Source organism: Ohtaekwangia sp. (genome assembly GCF_036786105.1).
In the GTDB taxonomy this organism is placed as follows: domain Bacteria; phylum Bacteroidota; class Bacteroidia; order Cytophagales; family Cyclobacteriaceae; genus Ohtaekwangia.
The window spans coordinates 35,683-54,013 of record NZ_DAIQRQ010000033.1 but is presented as its reverse complement, the minus strand read 5'-3'; the positions used below and the strand labels follow the sequence as shown (position 1 = coordinate 54,013).

The following is an 18,331-nucleotide window of genomic DNA, read 5'->3' as shown; positions in this document are numbered from 1 at the left end:
CGAAGTAAAAGAAAACAAACGCCTCAGCGAAGAAAACAAAAAACTATATGAAGCTCTGCTCAAAGAGAAAGATGAGAAGATTGCGTTGTTGAAGAAGATGTTGGATAAATAAATCAGCAGCTACCTTAAATGGCCTTACATGATACAATTAAAAGCACTACTTGTAGGATCAGGGGACAGTTACTTAATAGAAAAAAATAGTCAACGCTATCTAATAGACGCAGGAGGCAGCCAAGAGATTATTAAATCTCTGGTCAAGGGACATATAGACTTGGCCATATGTACTCACAATGATTCAGACCATAGCAACGGTTTTATTGGACTTCTCAAAAGCCCTACGCATGACATCAAGGAAATCTGGCTTCCTGGAGTTTGGGCAAGCGTCATTAAATTTATTAAAGAAGGGTCTTATTTTACGGCGAAGCCCAGAGAGATATCAATTGAAGAAATCACCAAGGAAGCTGAGATCCTGCAATTGTTAGAGGATGATGATGAGGATATTGACAACTTTACAGATGAACTGGTTGAATTAGAAAGTATTTCAAGCGCTAAACATCTTCCCTATAGATTAGATTTATACCATCCAACATATGAACCAGTATTTAGGGTCATCAAATATAACATTGATCGAATTCTGGAAATTTGCAGACTTGCTTATGAGAGAGGAACTGTAATTAGATGGTTTTTCCCCAGTTTGAATGAAGGTTCGATTCGAAGGAATTTTAAGCCAATAAATTCCAATTATGGTCTTAAAATGAAAAAGGTAAAAGGGAATGACCTGTTATCCTTTTACAAACTTGCCTACCTAACAAGTCAAAATAAACATTCTTTGATATTTGAATACCTCAATAATAGCAAACCAATTGCATTATTTACTGCCGATGCAACGATCGACAATCAAAGACTTTATAAAGATCAAATAATAGTAACTGCGGCGCACCATGGAGCTGAATCTAACAAAATTATATATAAAAATATTCAAGGCAATTTAATTTGGGTAAGAAGCGATAGGCCTTCAAGTAAAAGGCCATGTCAGAGCTTCTTAGATCTTAGTGATAAATATTGCCTAAGATGTACAAAGCAAAAAACAGGGAAGAAAGAGGAAGAAATTGTCTTTGAATTTAAAAACCAAAATTGGACAAAAATTTCTGGATTGAAATGCGATTGTTGAGCTGAAATTAATACTCCATTAAGTCTAAACGGGGGCACCGTTCGCTTTATATCACGGACCTCTAGGACTCTGATGCTTAGAAGCAAAAATTGTTCAAGTAAAAGTTACATTCTTCTCCAACCAAAAACTATGTGCCACAATGTTAGGTGGCAACCACCGTGGACAGATTAACAATGAAAGAAATAAGTATCGTCATTGAAAATTTCGAAAAAAATGAAGACGTTACAGGCTTTGACTTGCTTTGTGTCGAGAAGGTTGAACACATAGACAAGGTTACAAGTTGTTCACTGGCAACAATTATATTAGACAATGGAAAAATAGTTTTAAGAATTAAATTCGAATGGAAGGAAGATAGTGGAATTGAGGAATCAGATTTTCTTTATATCCCGGAAACTGCCACTCTTTTCTTCAGATCTAAAAATCAATGGGGAACAATTGACATTAAAAACAAAACATTAAAGCGACATGAAAGCTCTATATGGGAGCCATTGATTCGTAATAAGGGTGAATACATATTAATTGAGGACGATTTAAAGGCGGAATCAACTAAACTTAATGGGGACAAAATTGATTCTGTTCCTATCGACCCACCGACAACATCAAAAGAATTTGAAGGCTGGATTGAATACAATAGTCCGATTTTTGGCAGGCAAATCTTAAAAACAAAATAGTGGCAGGACGAGGCCATTAACACCCGTCAGAGTCACCGGCCTCCGGGACTCTGATGCTTAGTAGCAAAATCGCTATCTTAAAGTATATATAGTCTATAAAAAGGTATTAATAAATGAAAAGCCCCCAAGACTTCTTTACAATTTATAAGCAATCGGCATGGGATAAAGACACCGAAAGTATGATTGCATTGTATCATACCGATGTTGTGATTTTTGATATGTGGACGCAAGGATATCAAACAGGCCTGGCAGAATGGTCTACTGTTATAAAGGATTGGTTAGGTTCTTTAGGAGACGAAAAGGTTAATGTGATATTTGATATGATTGAAATTCACGAAGGTAACGATGTTGGATTCGGGAGCGCGTTGATTACCTATCAGGCCATTTCAATCAACAATGTCATTGTAAGAAGTATGAGAAACAGAATTACGCTCGGGTTTATCAAACAGGAGAATGAATGGAAAGTAGTTCATCAACATACATCCTCTCCTATCAATGCTGACCTTCAGGCTATTTTAGATTTTTAAATAATGAAAGCACTTGGCTTCTGCAATCCTCTTCAACAAGACCTGCATTTCAATAAATTGAGATAAAACCTTAAATTGTAATTCAAATTGACGAAGATGAAAAAAGCGATTGTAATGGACTCAATTTCAAAGCTGCCTGATGAGTTTTCGATAGATGAAATAATTGAAAGACTGATAATAATTGAGAAGATTGAGAAGGGCCGGCAACAAATAAAGGATGGCAAAGTTAACACAGAAGAGCAGGCAAAAGCGAAACTCGGTAAATGGCTAAGCTGATCTGGACAGACCAGGCTATAGACGACCTCGGCTCCATTGGTGATTATATAGCTGAGAGTTCCGAGAAATATGCAAAGCTCACCGTTAAAAAGCTTTACGAAAGAGCAGACATCTTAAAAACATTCCCATTGTCAGGTAGAACTGTACCTGAAAAGAGCGATGAGAATATCCGGGAATTAATTGAAGGCAATTACAGAATCATCTACGAAATCGCTCCCAATAATATAATTTATATTCTAGCGGTTTATCATAGCGCAAGAGATCTACAATTTTAAATAGTGCCAAGTATATTAAACTCTTTGTTTCCGCAGAGTTTTTTGCCTCAAGGCCCTATATTTAGCATAAGAACCGGCCATTAATTAATCAATGCCATGCGAAAACTAATTGCTGCGATCAATATGACACTCGATGGGTTTTGCGACCACACGGCTATGATTGCCGATGACGAACTGCATGAACATTACAATGACCTGTTACGCAACGCAGGCGCGCTTGTATATGGCCGGATAACCTACCAGCTTATGGAGAGCTATTGGCCAACGGTAGTAAAAAATCCTACCGGCAACAAACCCACAGACGACTTTGCCGTGCTGATCGATAACATTCCCAAAGTTGTTTTCTCGCACACACTAAAAAATGTCGGTTGGAGAAATGTAACGCTGGCAAAGCGAAGCGTTGAAGAAGAAATTTTAGCACTCAAGCATCAACCCGGTAAAGACATTTGCGTTGGCAGCCCGAGTTTAATTATAGCCGCAATGAAACTCAATCTGATTGATGAATACCAACTCTGTGTTCACCCGGTTATAGCCGGAAGCGGTTTGCCTTTATTCAAAAGCATAAACGATCGCGTTATTCTTAAACTCCTGAAAACAAAAACTTTTAGCTCGGGCACGGTAGCGCTTTACTATGAGCCAATAAAGTAACGGTATTTATTCCGATCGAAGTCGCAGGCCTTCAGGGGCCGATGTTCAGTAGGGAAAATTTCATACATTAGTATAAGCCTATCCCCATTTAGCTATATGAAAAATTTACTTCGGCAGATCGCTGTAGCAACGTTCCTCATCTTAGCAGCATTGCCTTCACATTCTCAGGAAAAGTTAGTAAAAGTAAATGGCCACAACTTCAACACATACCAAAAGGGATTTGAGAAGAGGAAGAAAAATACCCCGGCAATTATTTTTGAAAATGGTATGGGAGTCGGGCTTGGTAACTGGGATCTGGTTATTGATCAGATAGCGAAGTTTGCCCCCGTTTTTGCTTACGACAGAGCAGGTGTAGAAAAATCTGACAAAGTATATCAAATGCCCACGCCAAAAGTAGTGGCTGATAACCTGAAGTCAATACTCACCACATTAAACATTGCTCCGCCCTATATTTTAGTAGGGCATTCCATGGGAGGTGTATATATAAGAGGCTACGCGGGGTTTTATCCGAACGATATCGCTGCTCTTGTTTTTATAGACCCGGCAGACTTCACCGAAACGAAACAACAATGGAATTCCATCTTCAGGGCTATAGGAGTACCCGAACAAAAAATTGATGAGATGTTATACGACCGCCTCTATACAAAAAGCAAAGTTGATTCTTTAAACTTTGGCCCCTGGAGTGAAGGTGAAGTTCTTGGCGATCTGAGGCGAACTGATTTTGCGGCGATCAATGATTTGCCAATGCCTGGTGTTCCTATCTACTTCCTGGTGGGAGGAAGGTTTGAAGTTCCACCCGACAGAAGAAGCAAAGACTTCGATCACGAACGTTTCTTTATAGTAAAATCAAACCAAAATATGGAACATTGGCGAAAGGTGATAGACGCTTCCGGTAAAGGCGGTGCTCTTATCTACCTTCCTAAAAGCGGGCATTATATACAACGAGATGAGCCAAAGGCAGTAATCAACGCACTAAAATTTATTATAGAGAACATATAGCCTACCAAAGAAGTGACTTGCTATTAGTCAAAATGAATGATATTATAAAATTTTCACGGCATCCAGATAGGTCTCTGGAATGAAAACCAGAAAAGAAAATTACCCTTACTTAACTGGAACTTCAGGCGATAGTTACCTCAGTCTTTACAGTGTCGGCAACTCAACTTCGCATGCTTCACACAACTACAGGTTAAGTCATTCTATTCCGGCAGATACTCACCGAGCAGATTCCAGTCCATAGCATTTCCCCAGCCGTGGCCGTGGTCGCTTACATTTTTTATTTTATGTCCCTCGCCTATCGTATAGTCGCCATACGCCAGCAATGCTAAAATTCGTCCGGGACGTAAATGCTCACTTGCCCAGCTAAGCGGAGAATTACCATAGGCATCTTTTGCTGTTTTGTCAGCTCCATTTTGAAGTAAAAATTCAATGGTTCGTTCGTCTGCGTAGGCTGCGGCTCTGTGCAGTGGTGTTTCGCCTTTTGTTTTTACATCACGCATAAAGGCACCTGTTTCAATACCAGAAATAGTTTTGGCGTTTACATCTGCTCCCTTTTCAACCAGCAATTTCACTACATAGAAATAGTATGGTCTGCCGGCCTTCGCCAAAGCATTATGCAGAGGTGTTTCGTTCGTGCCATATACTTTGGTGTTTACATCGGCTCCATTCTTTATTAAAAAATCACAGACTTTCCAATGACCAAAAAAAGCAGCGTTACCGAGTTCGGCGTTTACATCTATACTGCTCAAATCGCCACCGTTTTTCATTACAGCTTTCAGCCCAGTAGTGTCGTTATAGTATACCAGCCATTGCAAAGGTTTAATATCACCATCGTGGAGATATTTAGTCCATCCGGGCTTCTCCATTAACTCAACAATAAAATCGGTCCGGCCCTTGCTTATAAATGTCAGAATCTTTTCTGCTTCCATAAATTCATTTGATTTTGTATTACCGATGCCTAAGTTACCGCTACCTACTTATCGCTTGATTTTATGTCAAGTTACTACATTGTTTAACCAAAGTGCAAGGCCTGGCCATCAGCCGTACAGAGACTAAGTTTGTCTTTTAACATACTATTGAATATTTATTTTACCGCTATTGCGGCCTTCGTAAACCGTCCCCACGCTATGAACGCGGCTATAGCGCCAAACACTATATTAAAACCTATCGCTTCTGCTTCACCCCTGGCTATGTGAAAAATGCTGGCACATACCATCAGCACAATCAAGGCTATGGCAGCTATGGGGGTGAGTTTTGGCATTCTGCGGAGTAAAGCCGGCAGTATTAACCCTGCAGCTCCCAGCAGGTCTACTATACCCGTAAATTTTGCAAATGCTATCGGCACCTGCCCTACCCACGGCCACATAGCAGCCGCTTCTGCAGGTTTAAATAATTTCATAAAGGCTGCCCAAACAAGTATTACCGCTAACAGAATTTGCATAACCCAAAGGGTAATGTGGAGTACTTTCGAGGATTTCTGTTGATTCATCATCTTACTATATTTTTTCTTCGTTGATCACACAAACCTATCTATATTTACTTTCCATTTGATAGTACTTTCCTCCGGGATAGTGCTATACAAAAGGATAGTAACGGCAAATCAAACACTCAAGACATGTTAACCAAAGGCGGATGCCCCACAAACATGCTTTCCATTCGCGATGCCCTGGAAGCATTGGAAGGGAAATGGAAGCTGCTTATCTTGTTCTCGCTATCGTCAGGTCCGAAGCGTTTCCGGCAGATAGCGAAAGAGGTGAATGGCATCAGCGATAAAATTCTATCGAAAGAATTAAAGAATTTGGAAGCCAATAAACTGATAAGAAGAGATGTTTACGATATGTTTCCTCCGGCAGTAGAATACTCCATTACACCGCATGGCCTGTCGCTCGAAAAAGTAATGGACGAACTGCATTTCTGGGGGCTGTCGCATCGTAAAAAAATTATGGGGAAGTGAGAAGCTATATCTATACTTCAGCTATTGTACACCAAGCAATAAAACCCTAACAATATCTTTATGAAACCATTTATCTTAACCTCCCTCAGTGCTATCATGTTAATAGCCACTGCTTGTGACGATTCGTCTGCTGATCTCGACAAGCAAGTATCCATTTCCTTTAACAGCGCAAACTGGACAACCACCAGCACCACGTGGGAAATGACTCCGGCCTCAACACACCTCATCAAATTCAACAAAGATTATTATGCAGACCTCAGCTCCATTGTATTTGTAGCCACACTTGCCGTCCAAGACGGAGATGAAAACAACACATGCTCCGTAAAGCTCTATAATGTAACCGATGGTACCGACATTACTACTACCGACCTGACCTCTACCAGCAGAACGCTGGAATGGAAAGAAAGCGAAAACATCATCGACAAGCTGCCGAGTAAAGAAATTGAAATAGCCATTATGTTAAAAAGCAGCGATGGCAGTGGATGGGTTCAGGTAAGTACGCCATCGCTTATGCTTTATAGGAAGTAGTAAACAAAATATTTCCAGTTCAAGGTCATAAAATCTAATTTAACTTTTTAACCCTGTATATACTTTTCAAAAACCAATGACAATCAACAAGCTCTTTCTTTCCATACTATTTCTTGTAGTTACACACCTCACACTCGCCCAAAACAGCAGCACTTGTAACTGCAGCACACACGTATCTTTTAAAGATAAAACCGATTATGAAACACTACTCCCAGCAGTAGCCGTTAAAAAGAAAAATGCTTCGGAAGTTATTATCTATACCCGCACCGATGGAGAATCGGGTAATACTCATAAAGAGCTAAAACTAAAATTCAATCAACGCGGACTGGTTGTAGCCAAAACGGAATATAATGAGAGCGGCCAACCGCACGCACAATATGATTTTGAACGGAATGGGCCCGGAAAAATAGTGAAGCAGAGATTTAACTATCTCGACAGCACAACCGCACTTACCGTAGCAGAATTTACAGATTACTATTACGACCTGAAAGCCCGGCTCATCAAGATAAAGAAGCGCAATGAAAAAGGAATGGTAATGCCCGACATTATGGCTGATTTCACTAAATACGAATACGACAATACCAATCGCATTACAAAAGAAGTTGTGCAGTACTACGGCAACAGTGGCCGCGATACATCATCGCACATTACTACTTATAGCTATAACGATAGTAAGCTTACGGGCCAATCGCAGGTTTTTGAACATAATAAAGTATCACGTATCATAAAATCACAATACGATAAACATTGGAAGCCGCTGAGAGAAACCACGTATAGCAGCGATGGTAAAACTGCCATACGCTATGCGATTTTTGAATATGATTCGCAAGGCCGGTTGAATCGCCTGGAAGTAAAAGGTGATGGCATAACAACTGAGTGCCTTAATAACGGTGCCTTTATTGAAATCTATACTTACACCGCCGAAGGGCTCATCTCCAGTATTGTTCGTCAATATGAGGAAAAAAAATGCGAGGAGGTGTTTGAGTACAATCCCGCGTTACAAACGCGGCTTCCATAGGACTTTAACAGGCGGCTCTTATTCAAATAAATCTGCATGACCACTCCAACTGACCGCCAAATCTTTGAAGGCGAAATTGCCACCTACTGGTTTGATGAAGGTATACTTGTTTCACTATCCAAGAGTCCAAAACGCACCATTGAAAATATTTCCGGAAATGTTGCGCTGGTAAAAAAGATAACCGGTAATAAACCGGTGCCGCTTCTAATCTATCTCTCCAACTCGCCCGTGCCCGATAAACAAACGCGAAAATTTGCAACTGAGCAACTCCCGACTATCTATTCAGCGATGGCCATGGTATCGAAGCCTGGACTCTCTAAATTTATTATGAACATATTGTTTGCGCTCAAGCCACCACCAATTCCCATGAAGAGTTTTACGGATGATGTAGCGGCAAAAGAGTGGCTGAGGCAATATATCTGAGAAACGTCTGAACCTCGTTTACCTATCTCTAGCTTCAAATTTGTTAAAATTCACTAAATTTGATTTCACGCAAATGAGTATGGGAACGATAGAACTAAAGTCAGACCTTCATAAAATTCTGGACAAAATTGACAACGAACAATTGCTTCGAGCCATCTATGATTTTCTGAAGCAAAGAGAAGATGCCAAAGAAGGGCAAATCTGGAGCACTTTAACAGAAGAACAAAAAAAGGAAGTCTATCTATCCTACGAAGAGTCTAATGATGACGATAATCTTATTGATTGGGACGAAGTTAAAGGAAGGCTTTAATGGAGCTATTTTTAACGCGTAGGGCGGAAAAGAACTATGCCTCAATCAAAAACTATATAAAAGATGAATGGGGTGAAAAAACAGCAAGCGAATTTATACTTAAGACGGAGGAATTCTTTGAGCTTCTTAGAAAGTATCCAGCTATAGGGCAAATAGAAAAGAATGATATAAGAGGATTTCAACTTTCTTCTCAAACAAGAGTATTATATCGTACCAAAGAAGATAAAATTATTGTCCTTGCGTTTTTTGATGTGAGGCAAAATCCCAATAAGAAATTTTAATAAGCCTTCTTGTCTTTCTCCATTTATTCAGAGAAGGATGTGTTAACAATAGAATCATTTCCGGTTAAAGACTTATCGCTATATTAACACTTCCATTAACGAGCCCCTCATGAATAAAACTCCAACCCTATACGCCTGGGCAGGCAACATGCAAACTTTCGAAACGTTGTTCAGAACGTTTTACGAAAAAGTTTTGAAAGACGATCTTCTCGGGCCTGTGTTCAAAGATATGTCGCCAGCGCATGCGCAGCATGTGGCACACTTCGTAGCAGAAGTTTTTGGCGGTGAAAAATTATACTCTACGCAGGATGGCGGCAGCCATGCCCACATGATTGGTAAACACATTGGCAAAATGCTTACCGAAGAGAAACGGCAGCGCTGGATACAGCTATTATTAAAAACTGCTGACGAAGTTGGCCTCAAGAGCGATCCTGAATTTCGCTCTGCGCTTGTGGGTTATTTGGAATGGGGATCGCGCATAGCAGTTATCAATTCGCAGTTAACCGAAAACCCGATGGAGAGCAACCAGCCGATGCCAACCTGGGGCTGGGGAGAAACCGGTGGGCCCTATATTCCGGAAAACAGTTAGGTGATAATATAATCGAGCGAACTATAAAACCGTTTTACATCAATATATACTATTCACACCATGAACCTTCTTAAAAAACTTTTCAAAAAAGAAGACGAACCTATAAGAACATATGCCGACTTCTGGAACTGGTTTCAGAAAAATGAAAGGGCTCTATTCAAAGCAATAAAAACGAAGGACAATATTGAAAAAGATTTCTTCGATAAGCTTTCTCCCAGGCTTAATGAATTACGGGAAGGGCTACACTTTGTTACCGGCATGCAGGATGACAATACCGCCAGCCTCGTTTTAACTGCCGATGGTGTTATTAAAAATATAGCGTTTATAGAAGAGCTGGTAAGTGCTGCTCCTCAAATAAAAGGATGGGAGTTTATAGCCCACAAGCCTGCGCAGGATATGGCGAATGCAAACATCACCATGGCGGGACATGAATTTCACACCGGCAATCTTTATTTCTTCTCCAACGATCACAAACACCTTCCGGATGAGATCGATATTACCGTTGTGCACAATGATCTTACTGAAGAGAACAAAGACTCTATAACAAACGGCACCTATATATTTCTTGATCACTGCCTGGGCGAGTTAAACTTTGCTACAATTATTGACAACGTTACGGTTATTGGCAAAGATGAAGCTCCGAAAGAACTTATTCCGATTGAAAAACTAAAGAGCTATCTCACCTGGCGCGAAAAAGAGTTTGTTGAAAAGTACGACCACACACTATACAATTCTGAAGATGATACTTTTTCGGGCCTCGAAGCAACTACAAAAAACGGTAAGCCGCTGGTGGCTGTTATCAACACTACTTTACTGGAATGGGATGGCAAAGCATCTCATCCCTGGATCGTGGTGGTAGAGATAAAGTTTGAAGGAACAGGAGATAGCGGAATGCCCGACAACGATACGTATGTTTTATTAGATAAGATTGAAGAAGAAATTTTAAAAGAGCTGCCCGAAGCAGAAGGACATTTGAACATAGGCCGCGAAACTGCCGAGAACATTCGCGAAATATACTTTGCCTGCAAAGATTTCCGAAAGCCATCTCTTGTGCTGCCTGAACTGTTGCAACAATATGCCGATAAGCTTGAATTGAACTTCGCCATCTATAAAGACAAATACTGGCAGTCTTTTAATCGCTTTATGAATGTTGAATAGATAGTATGGAAAGATAAGGCCGACCTATTTACCAGCGCTTCTTTTCGCTGACAGTGGCCACCGCTCATTCAGAAAAGCAGATAAAATCCCCTAGCATCACCGTTGTGAAGCGACTGATAACAATTTTTTTTCCTGTGGAATCATTTCCTCTAAAGGACACATGAAAGCCTTCAATTGGTTGTATCGACACGGAAAAAATTTACTGTATAGACTTTCTGATACCTAAAATTAGACGGTAGCTACCTATCATTGGACATACTGTTTAAAATCATCGACATATCCGCGTATTCAATAGCCCCAGTCATAGAACAACTGACGTATCACTTCTCCATTTTTTATTTCAATGGTTAGCTGAATCCAAATGGAATGCTATATTTTGTAGTACAAACCAAACCCCTAAATGAAACCAACAGTTCTACGACTCGCGTGGGCCTTATCTTTTCTTGCTTCCTGGGCTGTAGCCCAGCCTTATAAAAATGATACGGCCTTTGTCGCTACAGCATCTGCCAATGCAGTAAAACATTACCACGAAACCATTAAAGGGCAGTCCCAACTCTATAACGGGAGTGACTATGCGGAATATCAAACCCTGCGGGAGGAACATCCCTATTTTGGTTCTAACGACTGGGTGTTCGGCTCAGTACACTACGATGGCTATCTGTATGAAGATGTACCGCTGCTATACGATTTGATGACCGATGAGATTCTCACGGAATCATTCTCCCGCAGCAGCACCATGCGGCTGATCAAAAGCCGGGTAAAATATTTCACCATCTCGGATAAAAAGTTTGTTAACCTTTCCGACAGTTCTCTGCACAAAGGCTTTTATGAATTGCTCTACAACGGGAAGACAAAAGTCTATGCCCGCCATTTCAAGCTGCTGCAGGAAACCATTTCACAGCAAGAAATCACGCACGACTTCGAGGAGAAAATCCGGTATTATATCTACAAAGACGGAAAGTATTTTCCGGTGCGCAGTAAAGGTTCGATACAAGATGTTTTCAGAGATCAGAAACACGAGCTTAATCAGCTGATGAGCAAGAACAAGATACGATTCCGCAAGAATCGCGAACAGTATATCATACGCATGGCAGAATTTTACGACCGCATCCAACCCCAACCATGATTAAAAGTTTACGCCTACCATTATTCATCATAATGCTGCTGCTATCCGGCCATACATTTGGCCAGCGGGCATCCACACGCTTAACTGCTACCTTCGATCACGCCACCTTCGAGCAAGTAGCCGCAGCCATTGAAGAACAGACTATATATCGCATCTCGTTCAACCCGGTTTGGACAGACAGTGTATTTGTAACGATGAGTGCATCGAACGAAGAAGTACTCGCGGTGCTTGACAAGATCTTTGCCAACACCGATCTGCACTACAATCTATACCAGCAGAATATATACATCACAAAAGAGCGGCAGATCATGACCGATCTTCCCGTTGGTTACTTTGGCCCTGAAAACAAAACAACAAAACCTGCTGCAACTTTCGATTATACGGATTTTGAGCAGCGCGAAAAGAAAATAAAACTGGCCGAAGAAAAACTATATATCATCGGTACCAAAACCGATAATCTGCAAGGTAAAGCCACGGTAGCCGGTACGGTGCGCGATTCAAAATCAGGTGAACCGGTTATTGGTGCTTCTGTATTTGTAGAGAACCCGATGATTGGAGCCTCTACCGATCAGTTTGGCCATTACTCACTTACACTGCCAAAAGGCCAGCACATTCTGAAGTTAAAAAGTATAGGCATGAAGAATACGCACAGGCAAGTGATGCTCTATAACAACGGAAGACTCGACATTGAAATTGAAGAAGATGTAACACCGCTAAAAGAAGTAGTAGTGGAATCTGATCGCGATGCACGCGTAACAGGTATGCAGATGGGCATGGAGAAGCTAGACATCAAAACGATGAAGCAGATGCCGCTGGCACTTGGCGAAACCGACATAATGAAAGTTGTGCTTACCTTACCGGGTGTGCAAACCGTTGGTGAAGGTACTACAGGTCTGAATGTGCGCGGTGGTGCTACCAATCAAAACCTGATTTTATATAACGATGCTACGGTATATAATCCTTCGCACTTGTTTGGCTTCTTCTCCACGTTTAATCCCGATGTACTGAAGAATGTGGAATTGTATAAGAGCGGCATTAACGCTGAATATGGTGGCCGGTTATCGTCTGTGCTGGATGTACATACACGTGAAGGCAACCTCAAGAAGATTTCCGGTTCAGGAGGCATCAGCCCGATCACCGGCAGATTTACCCTGGAAGGACCGATTATCAAAGACAGAACTTCTTTTCTGATAGGAGCGCGCTCAACTTACTCTGACTGGATACTCAATCGTGTAAAAACCAAAGAACTGAAAAACAGCAGTGCTTCCTTTTACGATCTTAATGCCAACATCACGCATAAAATAAATGACGACAACAGCCTTTATCTATCAGGCTATATGAGTAAAGATCATTTCAAGCTCAACTCCGACACCGCCTATCGGTATAGCGACCGAAATGCTTCACTCAAATGGAAACATGTATTCAACACCAAACTATATGGCGTATTGACGGGCACTTACAGTAAATATGAATACACGGTTAACAGTGCGTCTAACCCGGTAAATGCTTTTCAGATGAGCTTCGCTATACGGCAGCTCGCAGCAAAAGCAGATTTTAATTATTTCCCCAATGCCAAACATACCCTTACGGCTGGTGCCAGCATGATACATTACGGCTTGTCGCCCGGAAATTATCAACCTTACGGAACAGAGTCGCTGGTAGTTCCAAATACATTACAAAAAGAACAAGGAAGAGAAAGCGCCATTTATATAGGCGAGAATTTCGAGGTAACACCAACACTATCGGTATATGCCGGTTTGCGTTACTCGTATTATCAAAGCCTGGGGCCGCGCGATGTATACCAATACGCCTCCGGTGTTCCCCGCAAGGAATCCACTATACAAGATACCGTGCACTATAACTCCGGTCCTATCGCTACCTATCACGGTGCTGAGCCACGGTTCTCGGTTCGCTACATCGTAGCAGAAAACAGTTCGGTAAAGTTCAGCTATAACCGCATGCGTCAATATATACAGATGCTATCGAACACCACCGTTATTGCACCAACCGATACCTGGAAGCTGAGCGATTCTTATATACCCCCACAAATTGGTGACCAATGGTCACTGGGATTTTACAAGAATCTGCGCGGCAACATGATTGAAACATCCGTAGAAGCCTACTACAAAAAAATGCATCATGCCATCGACTATAAAGATGGCGCCTCACTGCTGATGAATCACCACATTGAGACAGACGTATTGAGTGCACAAGGAAAAGCGTATGGCCTTGAATTTATGGTAAAGAAAGCTACCGGTAAACTAAACGGATGGGTTAGCTATACGTATTCACGTACATTACTCAAAACAGCAGGACCAACATCTACAGAAACTATCAACCGCGGGGTATACTATCCAAGCAGTTACGACAAGCCACATGCGGTAAATTTCATTGGTAACTATAAATTCAGCCGCAGGTTTAACTTCTCGCTAAATGTAGTGTATAGTACCGGCCGGCCGATTACCTTGCCTATTGCAAAATATGACCTGGGAGGCACCATGCGCATCTACTATTCCGATCGCAACGCCTATCGCATACCCGACTACTTCCGCACCGATATTTCGATCAATGTGGAAGGCAATCATAAAGTGAGAAAGCTGGCGCACAGCTCATGGACGTTTGCTGTGTATAACCTGACGGGAAGGCAGAATGCTTACTCAGTATACTTCGTATCAGAAGGCGGCAAGATCAATGGCTACAAGATGTCGGTATTTGCCAGGCCGATACCTACCATCACTTATAACTTTAAATTTTAGAGAGTCATGCCTATTTACAGATATATATTTCCTTTGATTATATGCATTGGTTTGCTTGCGGCAGCGTGCGTAGAACCATACGCTCCACCGGCTACCGAATCAACCAAAAGCTACCTGGTAGTAGATGGCTATGTGAACAGCAGCGATGGAAGCGCTACCGTAAAACTTACGAGGTCGGTTTCGCTGGCCACTACCACTGCGCCTCCTGCTGAACTCAACGCCATCGTGACCATTGAAGATGATCAGGGCAAATCAACAGCATTGACAGGCGACACGAAAGGAAATTACACAGGCACCGGCATTATTATCGGGAGCAATCGCCTTTACCGGGTGCGAATTGTAACCTCCGACAAGCAGGAATATCTTTCTGACTTCGTCACGTTAAAAGACTCGCCACCCATCGATGACCTCGCCTGGGTTCCCCTTAACGATGGTGTTGATGTTGTGGTCAGTACTCACGATGACACCGACAACTCGCGTTACTACCAATGGAGTTTTGACGAGACATGGGAATATACGGCAGTATATCTGTCGGGGTTCATTTTTGAAAATGATACGCTGCTACCGCGCCCATTCGATCAGTATATATACCGGTGCTGGCGCACCACGTCATCGCAGAACATTATCATAGCCTCTACCGATCAACTTCAAAAAGATGTTGTCGACAAAAAAACACTTACGCATATCCCGGCAGGCTCACAAAAGCTTTTCATCAAATACAGTATGCTGGCACATCAGCGTGTACTTACCCGCGATGCGTATGATTATTGGGAGCAGCTAGAAAAAACAACAGAAAGCCTGGGCGGTCTCTTCGATCCGCAGCCGGGCAAAGTATCCGGCAACATTCACAACACTTCCAATCCTGATGAACCGGTGCTCGGATATTTTTCCGGAGGCTCGGTTACTTCTAAACGTATCTTCATCAAGTTAGGCGATTTGCCCAACGAGTTGAGGCGCTATCAGGGCCAGGAAGGTTGTATGATAGACACCGTGCTTTTAGAAGACGTTAAAAATTTTATTCCTATATATAGCGAAGCATTGGGCACTGCTACAAATGGGCCGATTACTATCGGCTATATATTTACTTCCAAAACCTGTGCGGATTGTCGCACGCAAGGAGGCGTTACCACCAAACCTGATTTCTGGCAATGAAAAATAGATACATGCTACCGGCTAAATATTGTATATATAGTTTACTGTGGATGGCCTGCTTTATGGCCACCATGGCTCAGGCACAACGACAGCCTGTATTGGATAGTGTTGCCCGAAAATTTGATCGGTTCCGCACACAGGCTTTCCAGGAGAAAGTATATCTGCACAGCGATCGTTCCGGCTATCTTACGGGTGAAACCATGTGGTTCAAACTATATCTTACCGATGCCAGCTTTCACAAGCCATCGTCTATGAGTGATGTTGTCTATGTAGAGATTCTGGACAAGGCCCGGCAACCAGTATTGCAAACAAAAGTGGGTATGGCAGATGGCAAAGGAAATGGTACACTCTTTTTACCGGCAACGCTGCCATCCGGTAACTATATACTTCGCGCCTATACTAACTGGATGAAGAATTTCAATGCTGATTTTTACTTTCATAAAAGCATTTCCATTATCAATCCGTTCAAAGCACCAGATCCACAAGTTAAACCAGCAACACCTCCACCGGATGCACAGTTCTTTCCCGAAGGTGGCAACCTCGTGGCTGGTGTTACCAGTAAAGTAGGCTTCCGCGTAATTAGTGCTGAAGGGAAAGGTATCGCTTTTACAGGTGCTGTCATTAACCAACACAACGATACGCTGGCACGTTTCAAGCCGCTGAAGTTTGGTATCGGGCATTTTCATTTCACCCCGCAAAGCCAACAAACGTATCGTGCGGTAATTCGAGACCCGGCAGGGAAAATTACTATTGCTACCTTCCCGGCTGTAGCAGAGAACGGCTATACTATGCACGTTGCTGATTCGCTGGAGAACTTGCTGCGCGTGCAGGTAAATGCACACATAGCAGGAAGTGAATTGCCGCAGGTGTATATTTTTGTTCATGCGCGACAGATCATGGCTGTTGCATCGGCTGCCCAAATACAGAGTGGAAAGGCTGTCTTCCCTATTAACAAAAACGATCTGCCGGAAGGCATTAATCACATTACTGTTTTTGATGCCAATATGCGTGCAGTAGCCGAGCGACTCTATTTTAAAAAGCCGGTGCATACATTAAATATTGATGTGCATACAGATCAGTCGCAGTACACGAATCGCAGGCGCGTGAAACTTGACATTCAAACACTCGCAGCAGCATCGGGTAAATCTTCCGATGTATCGGTGTCGGTATACAGGCTCGATTCTCTTTCGGAAAATACAACGACTGGTATAGGTGATTTTCTCTGGTTAACATCGGATCTGAAAGGCACAGTTGAATCTCCGGAGTATTATAACACAAACGATATACATGTAACGGAGGCTATCGACAACCTGATGCTAACACATGGCTGGAGAAGATTCAGCTGGGAGAAAGTGCTCACGGATCAAACACCCGTTATTGAGTTTCTACCGGAATATCGTGGGCACATGGTGAAAGGTATAGTACGAGGTCCTGATGGTAAACCTGCCAATTGGGTAATGACTTACCTGGCATCGCCGGGAAAAATTACCCGTTTATACGGTTCCTTTAGTAACCCCAAGGGTGAGGTGTTTTATGAGATGCAGAAATTTACCGGTACTGCCAGTGTTATACTGCAAACCAATCATACCACTGGCGACAGCATTTATCGTGTGGAGATCGTAAATCCTTTTTCGACAACTGCTGCTTCTCTTCCTATACCTTCGTTTCAGCTTTCTGCTTCGCATAGTCAGGAGCTGCTGGATCGGAGTGTAGCGATGCAGGTGCAGGATATATACTATCGCGATCAACTCGAAAAGATAAGCCGGCCGGAAACCGACAGCGCTGCTTTCTACGGGCCTCCGGATGAAAAATATTTACTCGATGCATTTACCCGCTTTCCGGTAATGGAAGAAGTAATGCGTGAATACGTGCCTGGTGTAATGGTGCGGAAGCGCAAGGATGGATTTCACTTCCTGGTGATTGACATGGTACACCGCGGTATATTTGACGAAACACCACTCATCATGCTCGATGGCGTACCAATTTTTGACGAAGACGAGATCATGGCATTCAGTCCGCTGAAAGTCAGAAAGCTGGAAGTGGTCAAGAAACGTTACTACCTCGGCTCGTTGAGCTTCCCGGGCATTGTGAGCTATACAACATACCATGGCGACCTGGGGGGATTTCCACTCAACCCGAAAAGTGTGCGCATGAATTATGATGGGCTGCAGACACAACGGGAGTTCTACACGCCACGCTATGAAACACAGCAGCAACGCCAAAGCCGCATGCCCGATCAGCGAACGCTGCTTTACTGGAATCCATCGGTAACTACCGGAACAGATGGCAAACAGCAACTGGAATTTTATACTTCCGATCAATCCGGCAATTTTCAGATTGTAGTAGAAGGCTTGACGAACGATGGCATAGCCGGCAGTGGCCGCCAAACGTTCTCGGTGTTGCAGCACAACAATTAATGCCGTTCTAAAAAACATACCACACAAGCCCTCACAAAAATGAGGGCTTTGT

21 protein-coding genes are annotated in these 18,331 nt (G+C 42.5%); 19 read left to right on the top strand and 2 right to left on the bottom strand.

Features of this window, described 5'->3' with window-relative positions:
- Nucleotides 1-139 precede the first annotated feature (139 nt).
- The 7 genes from V7Q33_RS14445 (at nt 140) to V7Q33_RS14415 (ending at nt 4,567) form a co-directional block, all read left to right on the top strand.
- Nucleotides 140-1,171, top strand: coding sequence for an MBL fold metallo-hydrolase (locus V7Q33_RS14445; RefSeq protein WP_333820282.1), 1,032 nt, complete (start codon nt 140-142; stop codon nt 1,169-1,171).
- Nucleotides 1,172-1,344: 173 nt separating this feature from the next.
- Complete coding sequence (locus V7Q33_RS14440; protein WP_333820281.1) at nt 1,345-1,842, top strand: hypothetical protein; 498 nt, start codon at nt 1,345-1,347, stop codon at nt 1,840-1,842.
- 113 nt (nt 1,843-1,955) lie between these two features.
- On the top strand, nt 1,956-2,369 hold the full coding sequence (locus V7Q33_RS14435; RefSeq protein WP_333820280.1) for a YybH family protein: 414 nt from the start codon (nt 1,956-1,958) through the stop codon (nt 2,367-2,369).
- Between the two features lie 96 nt (nt 2,370-2,465).
- Entirely contained in the window at nt 2,466-2,645 is a 180-nt protein-coding gene (locus V7Q33_RS14430) for a hypothetical protein (protein WP_331975521.1), read from the top strand.
- The gene (locus V7Q33_RS14425; RefSeq protein ID WP_333820279.1) at nt 2,633-2,920 is read left to right on the top strand and encodes a type II toxin-antitoxin system RelE/ParE family toxin; all 288 of its coding nucleotides are present in this window, start codon (nt 2,633-2,635) and stop codon (nt 2,918-2,920) included. Before V7Q33_RS14430 ends, V7Q33_RS14425 begins: the two co-directional genes overlap by 13 nt.
- A 96-nt stretch (nt 2,921-3,016) precedes the next feature.
- Nucleotides 3,017-3,568 (top strand): dihydrofolate reductase family protein, encoded by a 552-nt coding sequence (locus tag V7Q33_RS14420; RefSeq protein WP_333820278.1) that lies wholly within the window; start codon nt 3,017-3,019, stop codon nt 3,566-3,568.
- A 96-nt stretch (nt 3,569-3,664) separates the two neighbouring features.
- Nucleotides 3,665-4,567 carry an alpha/beta fold hydrolase gene (locus V7Q33_RS14415; RefSeq protein WP_333820277.1) on the top strand — a complete coding sequence of 301 codons (903 nt, stop codon included), beginning with the start codon at nt 3,665-3,667 and terminating at the stop codon, nt 4,565-4,567.
- A gap of 200 nt (nt 4,568-4,767) precedes the next feature.
- Here the strand turns inward: V7Q33_RS14415 and V7Q33_RS14410 are convergent, their stop codons facing one another.
- Both V7Q33_RS14410 and V7Q33_RS14405 read right to left on the bottom strand, forming a co-directional pair.
- Nucleotides 4,768-5,496 carry an ankyrin repeat domain-containing protein gene (locus tag V7Q33_RS14410; RefSeq protein WP_333820275.1) on the bottom strand — a complete coding sequence of 243 codons (729 nt, stop codon included), beginning with the start codon at nt 5,494-5,496 and terminating at the stop codon, nt 4,768-4,770.
- Nucleotides 5,497-5,651: 155 nt separating this feature from the next.
- Nucleotides 5,652-6,008, bottom strand: a complete 357-nt coding sequence (locus V7Q33_RS14405; RefSeq protein WP_333820274.1) for a DoxX family protein — start codon at nt 6,006-6,008, stop codon at nt 5,652-5,654.
- A gap of 174 nt (nt 6,009-6,182) precedes the next feature.
- Here V7Q33_RS14405 and V7Q33_RS14400 point away from each other — a divergent pair, with 174 nt between their 5' ends.
- The 12 genes from V7Q33_RS14400 (at nt 6,183) to V7Q33_RS14345 (ending at nt 18,279) form a co-directional block, all read left to right on the top strand.
- Nucleotides 6,183-6,521, top strand: a complete 339-nt coding sequence (locus V7Q33_RS14400) for a winged helix-turn-helix transcriptional regulator (RefSeq protein ID WP_333820273.1) — start codon at nt 6,183-6,185, stop codon at nt 6,519-6,521.
- A gap of 60 nt (nt 6,522-6,581) precedes the next feature.
- A complete protein-coding gene (locus V7Q33_RS14395) occupies nt 6,582-7,049 on the top strand; it encodes a hypothetical protein (protein ID WP_333820272.1) in 468 nt (155 codons plus the stop codon).
- 76 nt (nt 7,050-7,125) lie between these two features.
- Complete coding sequence (locus V7Q33_RS14390; protein ID WP_333820271.1) at nt 7,126-8,067, top strand: hypothetical protein; 942 nt, start codon at nt 7,126-7,128, stop codon at nt 8,065-8,067.
- 36 nt (nt 8,068-8,103) lie between these two features.
- Nucleotides 8,104-8,490 (top strand): DUF7793 family protein, encoded by a 387-nt coding sequence (locus tag V7Q33_RS14385; RefSeq protein WP_333820270.1) that lies wholly within the window; start codon nt 8,104-8,106, stop codon nt 8,488-8,490.
- Nucleotides 8,491-8,569: 79 nt separating this feature from the next.
- Nucleotides 8,570-8,800, top strand: a complete 231-nt coding sequence (locus V7Q33_RS14380; protein WP_333820269.1) for a hypothetical protein — start codon at nt 8,570-8,572, stop codon at nt 8,798-8,800.
- Nucleotides 8,800-9,081 (top strand): type II toxin-antitoxin system RelE/ParE family toxin, encoded by a 282-nt coding sequence (locus tag V7Q33_RS14375; RefSeq protein WP_333820268.1) that lies wholly within the window; start codon nt 8,800-8,802, stop codon nt 9,079-9,081. Before V7Q33_RS14380 ends, V7Q33_RS14375 begins: the two co-directional genes overlap by 1 nt.
- Nucleotides 9,082-9,190: 109 nt before the next feature.
- Nucleotides 9,191-9,670, top strand: coding sequence for a group II truncated hemoglobin (locus V7Q33_RS14370; protein WP_331975543.1), 480 nt, complete (start codon nt 9,191-9,193; stop codon nt 9,668-9,670).
- Nucleotides 9,671-9,730: 60 nt separating this feature from the next.
- Nucleotides 9,731-10,828, top strand: coding sequence for a DUF695 domain-containing protein (locus tag V7Q33_RS14365; protein WP_331975545.1), 1,098 nt, complete (start codon nt 9,731-9,733; stop codon nt 10,826-10,828).
- Nucleotides 10,829-11,228: 400 nt separating this feature from the next.
- The gene (locus V7Q33_RS14360; RefSeq protein WP_331975547.1) at nt 11,229-11,954 is read left to right on the top strand and encodes a hypothetical protein; all 726 of its coding nucleotides are present in this window, start codon (nt 11,229-11,231) and stop codon (nt 11,952-11,954) included.
- A 32-nt stretch (nt 11,955-11,986) separates the two neighbouring features.
- Nucleotides 11,987-14,710, top strand: coding sequence for a TonB-dependent receptor (locus tag V7Q33_RS14355; protein ID WP_333820267.1), 2,724 nt, complete (start codon nt 11,987-11,989; stop codon nt 14,708-14,710).
- A gap of 6 nt (nt 14,711-14,716) precedes the next feature.
- Nucleotides 14,717-15,862 (top strand): DUF4249 domain-containing protein, encoded by a 1,146-nt coding sequence (locus V7Q33_RS14350; protein WP_333820266.1) that lies wholly within the window; start codon nt 14,717-14,719, stop codon nt 15,860-15,862.
- Nucleotides 15,859-18,279 (top strand): hypothetical protein, encoded by a 2,421-nt coding sequence (locus V7Q33_RS14345; RefSeq protein WP_333820265.1) that lies wholly within the window; start codon nt 15,859-15,861, stop codon nt 18,277-18,279. The genes V7Q33_RS14350 and V7Q33_RS14345 overlap by 4 nt, the downstream gene beginning before the upstream one ends.
- Nucleotides 18,280-18,331: the final 52 nt, after the last annotated feature.

Excerpts from the sequence above, each read along its gene's own strand:
- V7Q33_RS14355 (WP_333820267.1), top strand. The coding sequence starts at position 11,987 with ATGCTGCTGCTATCCGGCCATACATTTGGCCAGCGGGCATCCACACGC.
- V7Q33_RS14370 (WP_331975543.1), top strand. The coding sequence starts at position 9,191 with ATGAATAAAACTCCAACCCTATACGCCTGGGCAGGCAACATGCAAACT.
- V7Q33_RS14360 (WP_331975547.1), top strand. The coding sequence starts at position 11,229 with ATGAAACCAACAGTTCTACGACTCGCGTGGGCCTTATCTTTTCTTGCT.
- V7Q33_RS14345 (WP_333820265.1), top strand. The coding sequence starts at position 15,859 with ATGAAAAATAGATACATGCTACCGGCTAAATATTGTATATATAGTTTA.
- V7Q33_RS14440 (WP_333820281.1), top strand. The coding sequence starts at position 1,345 with ATGAAAGAAATAAGTATCGTCATTGAAAATTTCGAAAAAAATGAAGAC.
- V7Q33_RS14410 (WP_333820275.1), bottom strand. The coding sequence starts at position 5,496 with ATGGAAGCAGAAAAGATTCTGACATTTATAAGCAAGGGCCGGACCGAT.
- V7Q33_RS14390 (WP_333820271.1), top strand. The coding sequence starts at position 7,126 with ATGACAATCAACAAGCTCTTTCTTTCCATACTATTTCTTGTAGTTACA.
- V7Q33_RS14385 (WP_333820270.1), top strand. The coding sequence starts at position 8,104 with ATGACCACTCCAACTGACCGCCAAATCTTTGAAGGCGAAATTGCCACC.
- V7Q33_RS14415 (WP_333820277.1), top strand. The coding sequence starts at position 3,665 with ATGAAAAATTTACTTCGGCAGATCGCTGTAGCAACGTTCCTCATCTTA.
- V7Q33_RS14435 (WP_333820280.1), top strand. The coding sequence starts at position 1,956 with ATGAAAAGCCCCCAAGACTTCTTTACAATTTATAAGCAATCGGCATGG.
- V7Q33_RS14365 (WP_331975545.1), top strand. The coding sequence starts at position 9,731 with ATGAACCTTCTTAAAAAACTTTTCAAAAAAGAAGACGAACCTATAAGA.
- V7Q33_RS14400 (WP_333820273.1), top strand. The coding sequence starts at position 6,183 with ATGTTAACCAAAGGCGGATGCCCCACAAACATGCTTTCCATTCGCGAT.
- V7Q33_RS14395 (WP_333820272.1), top strand. The coding sequence starts at position 6,582 with ATGAAACCATTTATCTTAACCTCCCTCAGTGCTATCATGTTAATAGCC.
- V7Q33_RS14375 (WP_333820268.1), top strand. The coding sequence starts at position 8,800 with ATGGAGCTATTTTTAACGCGTAGGGCGGAAAAGAACTATGCCTCAATC.
- V7Q33_RS14405 (WP_333820274.1), bottom strand. The coding sequence starts at position 6,008 with ATGCAAATTCTGTTAGCGGTAATACTTGTTTGGGCAGCCTTTATGAAA.
- V7Q33_RS14425 (WP_333820279.1), top strand. The coding sequence starts at position 2,633 with ATGGCTAAGCTGATCTGGACAGACCAGGCTATAGACGACCTCGGCTCC.
- V7Q33_RS14445 (WP_333820282.1), top strand. The coding sequence starts at position 140 with ATGATACAATTAAAAGCACTACTTGTAGGATCAGGGGACAGTTACTTA.
- V7Q33_RS14430 (WP_331975521.1), top strand. The coding sequence starts at position 2,466 with ATGAAAAAAGCGATTGTAATGGACTCAATTTCAAAGCTGCCTGATGAG.
- V7Q33_RS14420 (WP_333820278.1), top strand. The coding sequence starts at position 3,017 with ATGCGAAAACTAATTGCTGCGATCAATATGACACTCGATGGGTTTTGC.
- V7Q33_RS14350 (WP_333820266.1), top strand. The coding sequence starts at position 14,717 with ATGCCTATTTACAGATATATATTTCCTTTGATTATATGCATTGGTTTG.
- V7Q33_RS14380 (WP_333820269.1), top strand. The coding sequence starts at position 8,570 with ATGGGAACGATAGAACTAAAGTCAGACCTTCATAAAATTCTGGACAAA.